The organism is Nonomuraea mesophila (assembly GCF_004352805.1).
Classification (GTDB): Bacteria; Actinomycetota; Actinomycetes; order Streptosporangiales; family Streptosporangiaceae; genus Nonomuraea; species Nonomuraea longispora.
Map to the genome: position 1 here is coordinate 20,107 of NZ_SMLD01000102.1, position 14,081 is coordinate 34,187.

Consider the following 14,081-nt stretch of genomic DNA (forward strand, 5'->3'; position numbering starts at 1 on the left):
CGCCCATGCAGGACGGCGTCCTGCTGGGGTGGCTGGGGCCCATCGTGGTGGCGATCTTCGGCGGCATCCTCAGGTTCGTCAGGCTCGGCGAGCCCAAGGCCGTCGTCTTCGACGAGACGTACTACGTCAAGGACGCCTACTCGCTGCTGACCTACGGCATCGAGCGGACCATGCTGGGCGACGCCGACAACCCCATCGCCGACCGCCGCCTCATCGCCGGCAACCTGGACATCTTCAAGCAGTGCGCGCAGCCGTCCGAGTGCGCGTCGTTCGTGGCCCACCCGCCGCTCGGCAAGTGGATGATCGGCGTGGGCGAGTGGCTGTTCGGGATGAACCCGTTCGGCTGGCGTTTCGCCGCCGCGCTGATCGGGACCCTGTCGATCCTGCTCATGGCCAGGGTGGCGCGGCGGATGACCCGCTCGACGCTGCTCGGCTGCCTGGGCGGGCTGCTGCTGGCGCTCGACGGGCTGCACCTGGTGTTGTCGCGCACGGGGCTGCTCGACATCTTCCTCATGTTCTGGGTGCTGGCCGGGTTCGCCTGCCTGGTGGCCGACCGCGACCAGGCGCGGGAACGGCTGGTCTCCTGGTACGAGAGCTCGCCCGCCGCCGGCGTGGTGCCGGGGCTCGGGCTGCGGCCCTGGCGGATCGCCGCGGGCGTCTGCATGGGCGCGGCGTGCGCGGTCAAGTGGTCGGGCGTCTTCTTCCTGCTCGCGTTCCTCGTCATGAGCCTCATGTGGGACATCGGGGCCAGACGGGCGCTGGGCGAGCGCCGGCCGGTCAGGCAGGTCCTGGCCTACGACCTGCCCGGAGGGTTCGGGGCGATGGCGCTCGTGCCCGCGGCGACGTTCGCGGCGTCGTGGGCCGGATGGTTCGTCAACGCGGACGGCTGGGGACGCAACTGGGCGCAGGCCACCTCGTCGGGGCCCGCGTTCTTCGTGGTCGACTCGGTGCGGTCGTGGGTGCAGTACCAGCTGCAGGTGCTCGGCTTCCACAGCGGCCTGGACACCTACCACCAGTACATGTCCGAGCCCTGGCAGTGGCCCGTGCTGCTGCGGCCCGTCACCTTCCACTACGCCGGGGAACTGCCGCCGTCGGCGTGCGGGGCCGACAAGTGCTCGCAGGCCGTCATCGGGGCAGGCACCCCCGCCATCTGGTACGGGGCCGCGCTGGCGCTGATCGCTCTCGTCGTGTGGTACTTCAACACCCGCGACTGGCGGGCCGGGGCCGTGCTGATGGGCTACGCGGCCGGCTGGCTGCCGTGGTTCTACTACGCCATCGCCGACAACCGGACGATGTACCTCTTCTACATGATCCCCGTGGTGCCGTTCATGGTGCTGGCACTCGTGCTGGTCGCGGGGCTGATCCTGGGGAAGGCGGCGGCCCCGCCCGCCCGCCGGGCGTTCGGGACCGCGGTCGTGGGCGCGTTCGCGCTCATCGCCCTGGTCAACTTCTGGTGGCTTTACCCCGTGCTGACCGCCGAGACCATCGCACACGCAGAGTGGTGGGCCAGGATGCTGCTGCGCTCCTGGGTGACCGTCGCCCCGAAGTGACGCCCCTGCGCAGCGTGATCGCCGCCGCGATGCAGGCCAGCGGCACGGCCGGGAGCACATAGCGGTAGTCGAACTCCGCCGTCGCGGCCGGGGCCAGCAGCAGCCCGAACGCGCCGAGCCACGGCAGCACCACCGGGCCGCCGAACTTGCGCCACCGCACCACGACGCCGTACAGGCCGATCAGCAGGATCCCGCCGAGCACGATGCCGCGCAGATAGAACACCTTCTGGTAGCCGCTCATGATGTCGGCCCACGGGTGCACGATCCTCGTCTCGGGCGGGCCCTGCTCGTAGCTGAAGGCGTCGGTGTCGGTGCGGCCGCCCTGGTACGACGACCACCTCGGCAGCCGCTTGGGCTGGCCGTTCGCGTCGATCTCGTAGTAGGGCTTGAACTGGTACATGTTGTACGTCGACTCGTCCGGGAAACGCGGCCGGCCCCAGTGGAACGAACGGAAGAAGTCGCGCACCACCACCTGCAGATAGTCGCCGGGCTGCGAAAGGATCGCCCGGGTGGCGAACTTGCTGGCCGCCTCGTTGGTGATCTCGCTGAACTTCTTGTTGGTGCCCCAGCGGTGCAGCACCTCGCCGGTGCCCGTGCCGTCGCCGTTGCCCTGACCCCACAGATACCACTGGGCGTAGTCTTTGCGCTGGTTGACCGGATCGTTGATGCACAGCAGCAGCAGCTGCACCTCTTTGTACTTGTCGATGTCCATCTTGTTGCAGTCGGCGAAGATGGCCGTGCGCATGTAGAGGATGAGGCCGTCGCTGTTGGTCATGGCGAATTTGCCGTACGCGGAGGCGAACCAGCCCATGTAGGCCAGCACCGGAAGCGCGCAGGCCGCGATGACGGCCGTGATGGGCCGCCAGCCGGTGCGCTTGACCAGGAGATAGAGCACCACGAGCGCCAGGATGGGCAGGCCGATCGAGCGGGTCAGCCACGTCAGCGCCAGCAGCAGGCCGATGACGGCCCCGGCCTTCCACGTCAGCCGCCGCTTCCACAACACCATCGTGATGACGCCGACCACGAGCAGCATGAACATCGTGTCGGACATCACCAGCTGCTCCAGCTGGATCTGGTAGGCGTCGAACAACACCGGCGCGGCCGCCAGCGTGGCCCCCCACTTCGGCAACCTGAACTTGATGCGCAGCAGCGCGTAGATGAGGCAGGCCGTGGCCAGGCCCATCAGGTGCTGGGTGAGGACCACCAGGGTGAAGCTGTGGAACGGCTTGAGCAGCATCAGCCAGAAGGCGTAGCCGTCGGGCCGGATCGGGTGGGGCCTCGGATGCAGGGCCACCGAGACGTACTCGTAAGAGTCGTTGAACCACATGGCCGGGCCGTAGCCGAGCATGGTGATGAGCCGCAGCACGGCACCGACGCCGAAGGCTGCGGCGAACACCCGATGCCGGCGCAACATGGACAGCGCACGGGCTGCCGGGCCAGGAGCGGAGTGGTCCACAGGGGTAATCTCCGCGACGCTCACCATGCTGTAAAGAATGCCAGTCGTTTGTGGGTCTTGACCCGACCACACTCGGGCACAGGGCATGATGGTTGACTGGAACAGCCTTAACTGAAGGGTAGACACGTGGAACTGACGGTGGTCATGCCCTGCCTCAACGAGGCGGAGACCGTGGAAGTCTGTGTGCGCAAGGCACTGGCGTGCATGGAGGAGCACGGCATCGAGGGCGAAGTCCTGATCGCCGACAACGGCAGCACGGACGGCTCGCAGCAGCTTGCCCGTGATGCCGGCGCCCGCGTTGTCCACGTCGATGAGAAGGGCTATGGCAACGCCCTCATGGGCGGGATCCGGGCGGCGCGCGGCAAATTCGTGATCATGGGCGACGCTGACGACTCCTACGACTTCACCTCACTGCTGCCGTTCGTCGAGCAGTTGCGCGACGGCGCCGACCTGGTGATGGGCAACCGCTTCAAAGGCGGCATCGCCCCGGGGGCCATGCCTCCGCTCCACCGCTATCTCGGAAACCCGGTGTTGTCGTTCATCGGCAGGCTGTTCTTCCCGTCGGCGATCGGCGACTTCCACTGCGGTCTGCGCGGCTTCAGGCGCGAGTCCATCCTGCGGCTGCAGCTGCAGACGGGCGGCATGGAGTTCGCCTCGGAGATGGTGGTCCGCTCCACGCTGGCCGGCTTCGACGTGCGCGAGGTGCCCACGACGCTCTCGCCCGACGGCCGCTCCCGCCCGCCGCACCTGCGCTCGTGGCGCGACGGCTGGCGTCACCTGCGCTTCCTGCTGCTCTACAGCCCCAAGTGGCTGTTCTTCTACCCCGGCGTGCTGATGATGGTCATCGGCCTGGTCGCGAGCACCGCGCTGACGTTCGGCCCGGTCGAGATCGGCGAGCTCGCCTTCGACGTCGACACGCTGGTCGGCACGTCCGCGCTCATGGTGATCGGCTTCCAGGCCGCCCTGTTCGCCCTGTTCACCAAGGTCTACGCGGCCGAGGAGGGCTTCCTGCCGGAGTCGCCGCGCATCCGCAAGATCATCGACATCGTGACCCTGGAAAAGGGGCTCGTGGTGGGCGGCCTGCTGGCACTGGCCGGCCTGGTCGGCCTGGTGATGTCGCTGGTGCACTGGCAGGTGCGCAGCTTCGGCGAGCTCAACCCGCGCGAGTCGCTGCGGCTCGTCGTGCCGTCGGCGACGGCGCTCATCATGAGCTTCCAGACGATCTTCGCCTCGCTGTTCATCAGCATCCTCGGCATCCGCCGCACCCGCGAAAGCTCCATCGACGTGGCCGCCAAGGCCGCCGAGGAGGCCGCCGAAGCCCTCTCCCTGGAAAACTCCAAGCAGTGACCGGGCATCTCCGCCCGGGCTGATCATCGACCCCTGCCCCTCTGACCGGTGTGGGGGCTTCCATCTGTTACGCGCTGTCGTGGTCAGCCACCCGCCGCCGTTGCCTGGCCCCTGTCCAGGGAAACGCCTCTGACCGGTGTGGGGGTTTCCATCTGTTACGCGCTGTCGTGGTCAGCCACCCGCCGCCGTCGCCTGGCCCCTGTCCAGGGAAACGCCTCTGACCGGTCTGTGGCGCGCCGCCGTTACGGAGCGCTCTGCCGGCCCGCTCCGTGGTCCACGCCTTGACCACGGAACACGGTCAAGGTGGGCTCGCGTTGCGGTGGGTTGTGGTGAAGGGTCAGAAACCGTTTCCTGGAGGGCCCTCAGCCGGAGTGCGGCGGGTGGTTGGCCGGGGGTGACCGTAACGAAGAATTGCGGGAACGCTCGGGTGGTTGGCCGGGGGTGACCGTAACGAAAGATTGCGGGGACGCTCGGGACGCGAGGGATATGGGACGGCGGGGAGCGGAGCAAATGATCTTCTGAGACCCCGTAGGCTTAGGACCATGTCCCAGCACATCTTGACCGCCGTCGCGTGGCCGTACGCTAACGGCCCTCGCCACATCGGGCACGTCTCAGGTTTCGGCGTGCCGTCCGACATCTTCAGCCGCTACCAGCGGATGGCGGGCAACAAGGTGCTGATGGTCTCCGGCACCGACGAGCACGGCACGCCGATCCAGGTGCAGGCCGACAAGGAGGGCGTCAGCGCCAAGGAGCTGGCCGACCGCTACAACCGCGTCATCGCCGAAGACCTGACCGGGCTCGGGCTCGCCTACGACCTGTTCACCAGGACGACGACGAAGAACCACTACGCCGTCACGCAGGAGATCTTCAGGGGTCTCTACGACAACGGCTACATCTTCCCCCAGACCACGATGGGCGCGATCTCGCCGTCCACCGGCCGCACGCTGCCCGACCGCTACATCGAGGGCACCTGCCCCATCTGCGGTTATGACGGCGCGCGCGGCGACCAGTGCGACAATTGCGGCAACCAGCTCGACCCGATCCAGCTGATCAACCCGGTGAGCCGCATCAACGGCGAGACGCCGGTGTTCGCCGAGACCGAGCACTTCATGCTCGACCTGCCCGCCTTCGCCGAGGTGCTCGGCTCCTACCTGCAGTCCAAGCAGGGCGAGTGGCGGCCCAACGTGCTGAAGTTCGCGCTCAACCTGCTCGGCGACCTGCAGCCGCGGGCGATCAGCCGCGACCTCGACTGGGGTGTGCCGATCCCGCTCGACGGCTGGCGCGACCAGCCCAACAAGCGGCTCTACGTGTGGTTCGACGCCGTCATCGGCTACCTGTCGGCCTCGATCGAGTGGGCCAGGCGCTCCGGCGACCCCGACGCGTGGCGGCAGTGGTGGCAGAATCCCGACGCCCGCGGCTACTACTTCATGGGCAAGGACAACATCGTCTTCCATGCCGAGATCTGGCCGGCGATGTTGTTCGGCTACAGCGGGCGGGGCGACCGTGGTGGCACGCCGGGCTCGCTGGGTGCGCTCAACGCGCCGTCCGAGGTGGTCTCCAGCGAGTTCCTGACGATGGAGGGCCGCAAGTTCTCCTCCTCCCGCCAGGTCGTCATCTACGTGCGCGATTTTCTCGAGCGCTACGACGCCGACGCCCTGCGCTACTACATCGCGGTGGCCGGCCCTGAGAACCAGGACACCGACTTCACCTGGCAGGAGTTCGTCAACCGCAACAACGGCGAGCTCGTCGCGGCCTGGGGCAACCTCGTCAACCGGTCGATCTCGATGGCGGCCAAGAACTTCGGGGCCGTTCCCGAGGCCGGTGACCTGACCGACGCCGACCGGGCGCTGCTCGAGCGTTCGCGCAACGCGTTCGGCCCGGTGGGCGCGGAGCTTGGCAGGTCGCGGTTCAAGAATGCGATCACCGAGGCGTTCGACGTGGTCCGCGAGGCCAACAAATACCTGGCCGAGCAGGAGCCGTGGAAGCTCAAGGGTGACCCCGAGCGGCAGAAGTCCATCCTGCACGTGGCGCTCCAGGTGGTCGACGACGCCAAGACGATGCTCACGCCGTTCCTGCCCAGCTCGTCCAACAAGGTTCACGCCATGCTGGGCGGCCAGGACGTGTGGTCGGGCATGCCGGAGATCCGCGAGGTCGACGAGGACGGCGGCGACCCCTACCCGGTGATCACCGGCGACTACGACGGCGGCGCGGCCCGGTGGGAGCACCGGCCGATCAAGCCGGGCACGCCGCTCGCGCCGCCGGTGCCGCTGTTCAAGAAGCTCGACCCGAAGGTCGTCGACGAGGAGCTCGCCCGGCTGGGCGAATGACCGTCCGGTAGGCCGCACTTACGAAAGGCGTCGTCCCTGCGGACGGCGCCTTTCGTGTGTGCCGCTCCTGTGTGTGCCGCCCTTGTGGGCGGTGCCGGGGGCGGGGCGGCTACCTTGGATGCCGTGAGCAAGCTTCCCGCCGCGCCTGAGCCGCTTTCCTCGCCCGTGTTCGACAGCCACTGCCACCTCGACATCATGGTGGGCAACCGGCAGGCGTCGTCAGGCGATCCGGTGGCGCAGGCAGCGCAGGCCGCCGCAGCCAGCGTGCGGAGCATCCTCGCCGACGCCCGCGCGGTCGGGGTGATCCGGCTGGTCACGATCGGCTACGACCTGGGCTCCTCCCGGTGGAACGCGGAGGTGGCGGCGGAGCAGGAGGGCGTCCACGCCGGCGTGGCCGTCCACCCCAACGAGGCCCACGAGGCGACTCCGGAGGTGCTGGCCGAGATCGAGGCGCTGGCCCGGCGGCCCGAGGTGCGCGCGGTGGGGGAGACGGGGCTCGACTACTACCGCGACTGGGCGAGCAAGGACGACCAGCACGCGAGCTTCCGCGCCCACATCGAGATCGCCAAGCGCACGGGCAAGGCGCTGGTCATCCACGACCGTGAGGCGCACGACGACGTGCTGAAGGTGCTGGCCGAGGAGGGGGCGCCGGACAAGGTGGTGTTCCACAGCTTCTCCGGCGACGCCGAGATGGCGAAAAAGTGCGTTCAAGCTGGATATTTCATGTCGTTCTCCGGCCCGGTGACGTACAAGAACGCCGCCTACCTGCGCGCGGCCGCCGAGGTCGCGCCCGAGCAGCTCATGCTCGTCGAGACCGACGCGCCCTACCTGCCGCCCGTCCCGCACCGGGGCAAGCCCAACGCCCCCTACCTCATCCCCCTGACCCTGCGTTGCCTGGCCGAGGTCAAGGGCGTCCATCCTGACCGGTTGTGCCAGGCGATCAGCGCCAACGGAGTCACGGTCTTCGGCGAGTGGTGACCATCGTTTGGTGAACCGGCGGATGCCGGAGCACGACCACGGTTAGTGTTCGGGCGTTTCCCGCCGTAACCGGAGGTGGTCCGTGCGAGGCAAGAGGCGCGCGCCGCGCCCGCCCATCCCCTGGCGCTCCCCGTGGACGCCCGTCGTGTGCCTGGCGGGCGCGGTGGCGCTCGGCACGCTCGTGGCGACGTCCCTGCTGGTCAAAGAGGTCGTCGTGGTCGTCGACGGCGAGCAGGCGGCCGTGCGCGGCTTCGCGGGGACCGTGGAGGAGGTGCTCGCCGACGCCGGGATCTCGGTGGGCGCCGGCGACGTCGTACGCCCGGCCGCGCGGGAACACGTCGCCGACGGCGGCGTCATCGAGGTGTACCGCGCGCGCCCGCTCACGGTCACTGTGGACGGCCGCACCAGCACCCACATCGTCACCGCCACCAACGTCGCCGACGCCCTGACCGAGCTCGACATCGAACCGGCGAACGGCACGCTCTCCGCGCCGCCGGGCCGCGCGGTGCCGCTGTCGGGGATGGCGCTCACCGTCCACACCAGGCGCGAGGTGCACGTCGTCGTGGGCAACCGGCGGCTCACCTCGCGGACGACGGCCATGACCGTACGGCAGGTGCTCAAGCACCAACGCATCGCGCTGCCCCGCGGATACCAGGTGACGCCGCCGCCGGGCAGCTTCCCCGAGGACGGCACGGTCATCACCGTCACGCCGCGGCACCTGGAACCGGTCAGGCCCGCCGTGGCGCGGCTCGACTGGCCGGCCCTCGCCGCATGCGTCGCCCACGGCGACCCGCTCGCCTACAACCCCGACGGGCCGCACTACGGGATGTACCAGTTCAGCACGCGCATGTGGGAGGCCGTGGGCGGGATCGGGCTGCCGAGCGACTGGCCCGCGGAGGAGCAGACGTACCGGGCCCAGGTGCTCTACCAGCAGGTGGGCGGCGACTGGGCGAGCCAGTGGCCGACCTGCGGCGACCGCCTGTTCCCCTGACCGTCCGGCCGCCGCGTGGGACCCGGCTGTTCCCCTGACCCCCGCAGCCGCGTGGAACCCGCCTGTCCGCTGACCGCCCTCCTGCCGCTCTGCCGCCGGTTGCCCGTGGCAGCGGCTAACCGGCCACCGACACCCCGAAGTCGGCGCCCTTCGGCGGCTGCAGCGGGCGCGGCGTCTCGGCGTTGCGGCCCGTCACCGCCACCTTCCCGTACGGCTGCGCGTCCGGCTGACCCACGACGAGCTTGTTGCCGCTGAAGGCCACCGACCAGCCGAAGAGCCCGTCGCGGGTCGGCAGGATACGTTCCTCGGAGGGGTCCTGCCAGGACACGACCCGCACGCCGCCGCCGTAGGGTGCGCCGATGGCCAGCTTGCCGTCGTCCGACGTGGCCAGCGAGAAGCCGAACGCCTGCTTGCCCGCCTGCGTCACCGTACGCACGGGTTTCCTGGCCTCGTCGAGCAGCTGCACGTTCCCCGGGCCCGGCGAGCTCACCGCATAGCCGGCGTCGCCGGCGTAGGCCACCGCGTAGCCGTACCTGTCGCCTGAGGCGTCGGTCGGTGAGTCGAGCTTCTCCGTCGTCAGCTCGGTCGCCAGCACGTCGTCGATGAAGACGACCGAACCCGAGTCGATCTTGCCGTCCTCGACCTGGCGGCCGACGCCGTCGTCGTTCTCGTACGGGACGCCGACGAGCAGCGCGTTGCCCGGCCCGAACGCCATCGACCAGCCGAACTGGTCGCCCACCTCGCTGTTGCCCCGTACGTCCACGGATTCCTGGCTGATCCTGCGCAGGTCGCCCGTGCCCTTGCGCACGTAGACGGCGCCCACGTCGGACAGCCGGTTCTCGTCCTCGTACGGTGCGCCGATCGCCACCAGGTCGTCGCGGGCGGCCAGCGACCAGCCGAAGTGCGCGAACCGCTGCGGTCGCGTCGCCGTCAGTCGCTGCGGGGGCGCTGAGCGGGCGCCGTAGACGACGTACGCGGCGCCGGCGTCCTCGGCGCCGTCGACGTCCGCGTAGGGGGCGCCGATCACGAGGTCGGCGCAGGCGTCCCCGTCGACCTTCGCCATCCGTACCGACCAGCCGAACGCGTCACCCCTGGCCAGACCGGGAACCGAGACAGGTACGACCTTGTTGCCCGACAGTAAGTGCACGGCCCCCTTCTCGCCGTCGCCGAACGGGTCGCCCACCACCACGTCGGCCACGCCGTCACCGTCGAAGTCGGACTCTCCCGTACAGGCCATCCCCGCAGCGGACACGAGCGGCATTCCAGCAGCGAGCAGCAGCGCGACGAGAGCGGATCGTACCGTCACAGCGTGACCTCGATCTGTTTGCCGTCATCCGGCATGGTCGCCGTCACCTTCACGGGTTTGCGGTAGTTGGGCAGGTCGAACACTAACGCGCTGTCCACCCGCCCGCCGGGCGGGATGGCCGGGGGCAGGGTGATGGCCGCCGGGCTGTGTTCGGCGCCCCGGTCGTCGACCATGGTGACGACGGGCCGGGCCAGCGGCACGCGTTCGCCTCCCGGGTTGAGCGTCGTCCAGCGGATCACGCAGAGCTGCCCCTTGGACGCCGCCGTACCCTCGAACGTCCTGAGCCCGCACTCCGGGGCGGAGGCGACGACGGCGACGGGATCGTCGAAATCCTGGCCCAGCGCGAACCTGCGGCCCACGTCATTGGGGCGCGCGCCGGTGGCTCCCGGTGAGGCGGCGCCCGCGTCGCCCGGCGTGGTACGGCCGGAGGTCGCGATCAGCACGCCGGCCGTCACGACGATGGCCAGCACGGCGGCCGCGGCGGCGATGAGCCAGCGGGTGCCGGACGTCCTGGTGCCGCCGAGCGTGACCGGCTCGTCGGCGGGCGCGGGGGTGCCGCGCTCGCCGGGCCAGGTGTCCGTACGGGGCGCGCTCGGAGCCTGCGACGCCCGTCCTCCGGGCTTCCCGCCCGGCCGGCCCGGCTGGGCGGATGGTGGGGTTCCGGCCCGGTTCCGGGCGTCCCACCGGGCGAGGTCCTCCCTGGCGGCCAGTTCCTCACGCCGCGCCCGCTCCTCGACAGGAGTCTCGTCCGGTCGCGCCTCCCGCGTCCCCGCCCCACCGGCGTGAGGGCTCTCCGCACCGGGCTGCGGACTGCCGTGAGGGACGTCGGCCCGCTCGTGACGTGTGTCAGCCTGCGGCGGCTCGGGGTCCTGAGCGCCGGCCGGGCCGCCGGTCACCGTCTCCCGCCGCGTGGTGTCACCCGGCGCGGGAGTCGTGAACGCGGCCGTCACGTCCGTGTCGTCCGTTTCCTCCTTCGGCGGCCGCCAGTCCTTCGGCATCTCGGTCGCCACCAGGGTCGGCGGGTTGATCGACGGGGCGGGCGTGTTCCCGCCCACCAGCGCGATCAGCAGGTCCTGCGCGGTCGGGCGCTGCGCGGGGTCCATCGAGGTGGCCAGCCGGACGAGGTCGTCCAGCGGCGCGGGCAGCGTACCGAGGTCGGGCTGGGTGTTCAGGACGCGGTGGGCCAGCGTGATGGGGTCGCCACGGCCGAACGGGTGCCGCCCGTTGCCCGCGTACGCCACCAGGCAGCCCCAGGCGAAGATGTCGGCCGCCGGGCTGACCGGCTCACCGCGTACCTGCTCGGGCGCCCACCAGCCCGGACTGCCCAGCAGTTCGCCGGAGAGCGTGAACCCGCTCTCCCGGTCGAGCGCCCTGGCGATCCCGAAGTCGATCACGCGGGGCCCGGACAGCGAGAGGATGACGTTCGCCGGTTTGAGGTCTCTGTGCACCAGTTCGGCCACGTGGATGGCCGCGAGCGCCGCCGCGACCCCGAGCGCGACTCCGTGCAGGGGGCCGGGGTCCAGGGACCCTTGCCTGGTGATCTGGTCGGACAGAGGAGTGCCCGCGATGTACTCGGTCACCATGTAAGGCCTGCCGTCGCCGGTGTTGCCGTTGTCCAGCACCTGGGCCGTACAGAACGACGCCACCCGCCGGGCGCTGTCGACCTCCGCGTGGAACCTGGCCGCGAACCCCTCCTGGTTGGCGAACTCCGCCTTCACCACCTTGAGCGCGACGAACCGCCCCGTCGGCGCCCGCGCGAGGAACACGGTCCCCATGCCTCCCTCGCCGAGCCGGCCGAGCAGGCGGTATGGTCCCACCTCCCGCAAGTCCGTCGGGCGTAGGGGCGCGGCGCCCGTTGGCTCCATCAGGGACGTCCCTTCCTGTTCCACGCCATCCTCTCCTCTGGTTCCCCCGTACGCCATCGCAGGTTCTTCGATGCGGGAGACTGATGAGATGATGAGGCTGTTGGGCCCTGCAGAAATACGTATTTTGGCGGACAAGCTAGATCTTCGTCCGACAAAAAAGCTGGGGCAGAACTTCGTGATCGACGGGGGCACCGTCCGCCGCATCGTGCGCGTGGCCGACCTGTCCCCTGACGACGTCGTCATCGAGGTGGGCCCCGGCCTCGGCTCGCTCACCCTGCAACTGCTGGCGTCGGCCGCGCATGTGGTGGCCGTCGAGATCGACCCGGTGCTCGCCCAGCAGCTTCCCCTCACCGTCGCCGACCGAGGGGTCGGCGACCAGCTCACGGTGATCAACGCCGACGCCATGAAGATCTCCGAGACCGACCTGCTGGGCTTCACCCCCTCCGCCCTCGTGGCCAACCTCCCCTACAACGTGGCCGTCCCGGTGGTGCTCCACCTCCTGGAGGCGCTGCCGTCGCTGCGCAAGGGCCTCGTCATGGTGCAGTCGGAGGTGGCCGACCGCCTGGCCGCCGGTCCAGGATCCAAGGTGTACGGGGTGCCGTCGGTCAAGGCCGCCTGGTACGCGGACGTGCGCAGGGCGGGCCCAGTTGGCCGGTCGGTCTTCTGGCCCGCCCCCAACGTCGACTCAGGGCTGGTGTCCCTGGTCCGCCGTGACCCGCCCGCCACGACGGCGTCGAGAGAAGAGGTGTTCGCCGTGATCGACGCGGCCTTCGCGCAGCGCCGCAAAACCCTGCGCGCGGCCCTGGCCTCGTGGGCGGGCAGCCCGGCCCAGGCGGAGACCGCGCTCAGAGCGGCCGGAGTCGACCCATCGGCCCGCGGCGAACAACTCGACATCCACGCCTTCGTCCGCATAGCCGAATCCCGCCCCTGACCACCGGGCGGTTCGTGTTTGTCCACAGCCGGGCACCGTCGCGACCCCGCCATCCACAGAACGCCGCTCGGCTCCGCATCCCCTCACCCCGCCCCATCATCCTGGCCTCCCGAACTCACGTACGAACAAGGGAGGCCCTCATGCTCCGACGCATCGCTCTCGTCTGGCTGGCCCTCGGCGGCGGCCTGTGCACCGCACTCGTCGCAGTCCCCGATCCCGCCCTGGCCCAACTCAAACGCACCCCGACCAGAGGTGAGACAGCCGCCGCCGCTGCCCTCGGCCAGCTGGGCGTCTCCTTCTCCTGGGGCGGGGGCTCGGCGAAGGGTCCCACCATCGGCATCGGGCGAGGCGCAGCCACGACCGGCTTCGACTGCAGTGGCCTGACCCTCTACGCCTGGTCCAAGGCCGGGGTGCGGCTGAGTCGCTACACCGGCGCCCAGTTCCGCCAGGGCCGCAGGATCCCGCTGAGCGCTCGCCGCCGAGGCGACCTGCTCTTCTTCGGGGGCGGCACGGGCGACCCCACCCACGTGGCCCTGTTCCTGGGAGGCGGCGTCATGATCCATGCTCCGAAGACGGGCGACGTGGTGCGAAAGGTCGATTTCCTCCGCTCGCCCTACTTCCGCACAGCGTTCCGCGGCGCCGTACGCCCGGGCTGACCGCTATCCACGTCGCCCTCCGCGGGCCCCGTCCGGGCTGGCCCCTCGCCGTCCCGAGCAGACATCGACCTACTGCTCGACCAGGCCGGAGAGCAACTCCTGGTCCGCCTGCCCGGACGGCTCATACTCCGTGATCCCGAGACCCGCCACCTCATACCGTTCGGCGACGGCGCCGACCAGAGCAAGGAGCTGATGGGGATGCAGTCCGCCAGGCGCCGGGCAACCCACGCTCGCGAAGACCCGCGGATCGAGCACATCCAGATCGATATGCACATAAACTGCCGCCGCATCCGAAGACCCGCCGGCCGGTGTCCCGTGGCAAGCCGCGATCGCCTCCACAAGGGCTGCCGCATCCGCCTCCCGGACATGGCGGATCCCACGAGTCCTGACGAACTCCGCCTCCGGGGCATCGAGATCGCGCACCCCGGCCAGCACGATCCGCTCCGGCCGCAACGCCACCTCCGGCACGAGCCCTTCGGGCCCCTCTCCGGTGAGCGCACGCAGCACCATCCCGTGATAAGCCCCGGAAGGCGACGACTCAGGCGTGTTCAGCCGAATCTGGCGTGGAACCCTGGGCGTTTACGCCCGGGAGGAAACGACAGCGCGGGAGGGCCTCCAGGCCCGAGCGGTGCCGTGACAGCTGGTCCGCGTGAGCGGATCAGCCTGGCCGTTTC

The 14,081-nt window shown here is 70.1% G+C and carries 11 protein-coding genes; 7 read left to right on the forward strand and 4 right to left on the reverse strand.

Annotated elements, in window-relative coordinates; all coding sequences use genetic code 11:
• The first annotated feature begins 5 nt into the window (after positions 1-5).
• The gene (locus E1295_RS30865) at positions 6-1,550 is read left to right on the forward strand and encodes a dolichyl-phosphate-mannose--protein mannosyltransferase (RefSeq protein ID WP_132635556.1); all 1,545 of its coding nucleotides are present in this window, start codon (positions 6-8) and stop codon (positions 1,548-1,550) included.
• On the opposite strand, the gene E1295_RS30870 is transcribed toward E1295_RS30865, so the two are convergent.
• Entirely contained in the window at positions 1,444-3,033 is a 1,590-nt protein-coding gene (locus E1295_RS30870) for a hypothetical protein (protein WP_246080546.1), read from the reverse strand. The two genes, E1295_RS30865 and E1295_RS30870, sit on opposite strands and share 107 nt — an antisense overlap.
• Before the next feature lie 99 nt (positions 3,034-3,132).
• Here E1295_RS30870 and E1295_RS30875 point away from each other — a divergent pair, with 99 nt between their 5' ends.
• The 4 genes from E1295_RS30875 to E1295_RS30890 all read left to right on the forward strand — a co-directional run bounded on the left by E1295_RS30875 (position 3,133) and on the right by E1295_RS30890 (position 8,649).
• Positions 3,133-4,353, forward strand: coding sequence for a glycosyltransferase family 2 protein (locus E1295_RS30875; protein ID WP_181958066.1), 1,221 nt, complete (start codon positions 3,133-3,135; stop codon positions 4,351-4,353).
• A gap of 542 nt (positions 4,354-4,895) precedes the next feature.
• Positions 4,896-6,680 carry a methionine--tRNA ligase gene (metG, locus tag E1295_RS30880; protein ID WP_132635559.1) on the forward strand — a complete coding sequence of 595 codons (1,785 nt, stop codon included), beginning with the start codon at positions 4,896-4,898 and terminating at the stop codon, positions 6,678-6,680.
• Between the two features lie 123 nt (positions 6,681-6,803).
• Positions 6,804-7,658 (forward strand): TatD family hydrolase, encoded by an 855-nt coding sequence (locus E1295_RS30885; RefSeq protein WP_132635562.1) that lies wholly within the window; start codon positions 6,804-6,806, stop codon positions 7,656-7,658.
• 82 nt (positions 7,659-7,740) lie between these two features.
• Positions 7,741-8,649 carry a resuscitation-promoting factor gene (locus tag E1295_RS30890; protein WP_132635565.1) on the forward strand — a complete coding sequence of 303 codons (909 nt, stop codon included), beginning with the start codon at positions 7,741-7,743 and terminating at the stop codon, positions 8,647-8,649.
• 115 nt (positions 8,650-8,764) lie between these two features.
• Here the strand turns inward: E1295_RS30890 and E1295_RS30895 are convergent, their stop codons facing one another.
• Complete coding sequence (locus E1295_RS30895) at positions 8,765-9,955, reverse strand: FG-GAP repeat protein (protein ID WP_132635568.1); 1,191 nt, start codon at positions 9,953-9,955, stop codon at positions 8,765-8,767.
• A complete protein-coding gene (locus tag E1295_RS50340; RefSeq protein ID WP_246080547.1) occupies positions 9,952-11,772 on the reverse strand; it encodes a protein kinase domain-containing protein in 1,821 nt (606 codons plus the stop codon). The genes E1295_RS30895 and E1295_RS50340 overlap by 4 nt, the downstream gene beginning before the upstream one ends.
• A 139-nt stretch (positions 11,773-11,911) precedes the next feature.
• Between E1295_RS50340 and rsmA the strand changes: the two genes are divergently transcribed.
• Together rsmA and E1295_RS30910 are read left to right on the forward strand one after the other, a co-directional pair.
• Positions 11,912-12,751, forward strand: a complete 840-nt coding sequence (gene rsmA, locus E1295_RS30905; RefSeq protein WP_220448984.1) for a 16S rRNA (adenine(1518)-N(6)/adenine(1519)-N(6))-dimethyltransferase RsmA — start codon at positions 11,912-11,914, stop codon at positions 12,749-12,751.
• 140 nt (positions 12,752-12,891) lie between these two features.
• A complete protein-coding gene (locus tag E1295_RS30910) occupies positions 12,892-13,407 on the forward strand; it encodes an NlpC/P60 family protein (RefSeq protein WP_132635574.1) in 516 nt (171 codons plus the stop codon).
• 69 nt (positions 13,408-13,476) lie between these two features.
• Here the strand turns inward: E1295_RS30910 and E1295_RS30915 are convergent, their stop codons facing one another.
• A complete protein-coding gene (locus tag E1295_RS30915; RefSeq protein ID WP_132635577.1) occupies positions 13,477-13,965 on the reverse strand; it encodes an arginase family protein in 489 nt (162 codons plus the stop codon).
• Positions 13,966-14,081 lie beyond the last annotated feature (116 nt).

What these genes read in the sequence shown, in the direction of transcription:
- E1295_RS30865 (WP_132635556.1), top strand. Translation starts at nt 6, where the DNA reads ATGCAGGACGGCGTCCTGCTGGGGTGGCTGGGGCCCATCGTGGTGGCG.
- E1295_RS30870 (WP_246080546.1), bottom strand. Translation starts at nt 3,033, where the DNA reads ATGGTGAGCGTCGCGGAGATTACCCCTGTGGACCACTCCGCTCCTGGC.
- metG (WP_132635559.1), top strand. Translation starts at nt 4,896, where the DNA reads ATGTCCCAGCACATCTTGACCGCCGTCGCGTGGCCGTACGCTAACGGC.
- rsmA (WP_220448984.1), top strand. Translation starts at nt 11,912, where the DNA reads ATGAGGCTGTTGGGCCCTGCAGAAATACGTATTTTGGCGGACAAGCTA.
- E1295_RS30910 (WP_132635574.1), top strand. Translation starts at nt 12,892, where the DNA reads ATGCTCCGACGCATCGCTCTCGTCTGGCTGGCCCTCGGCGGCGGCCTG.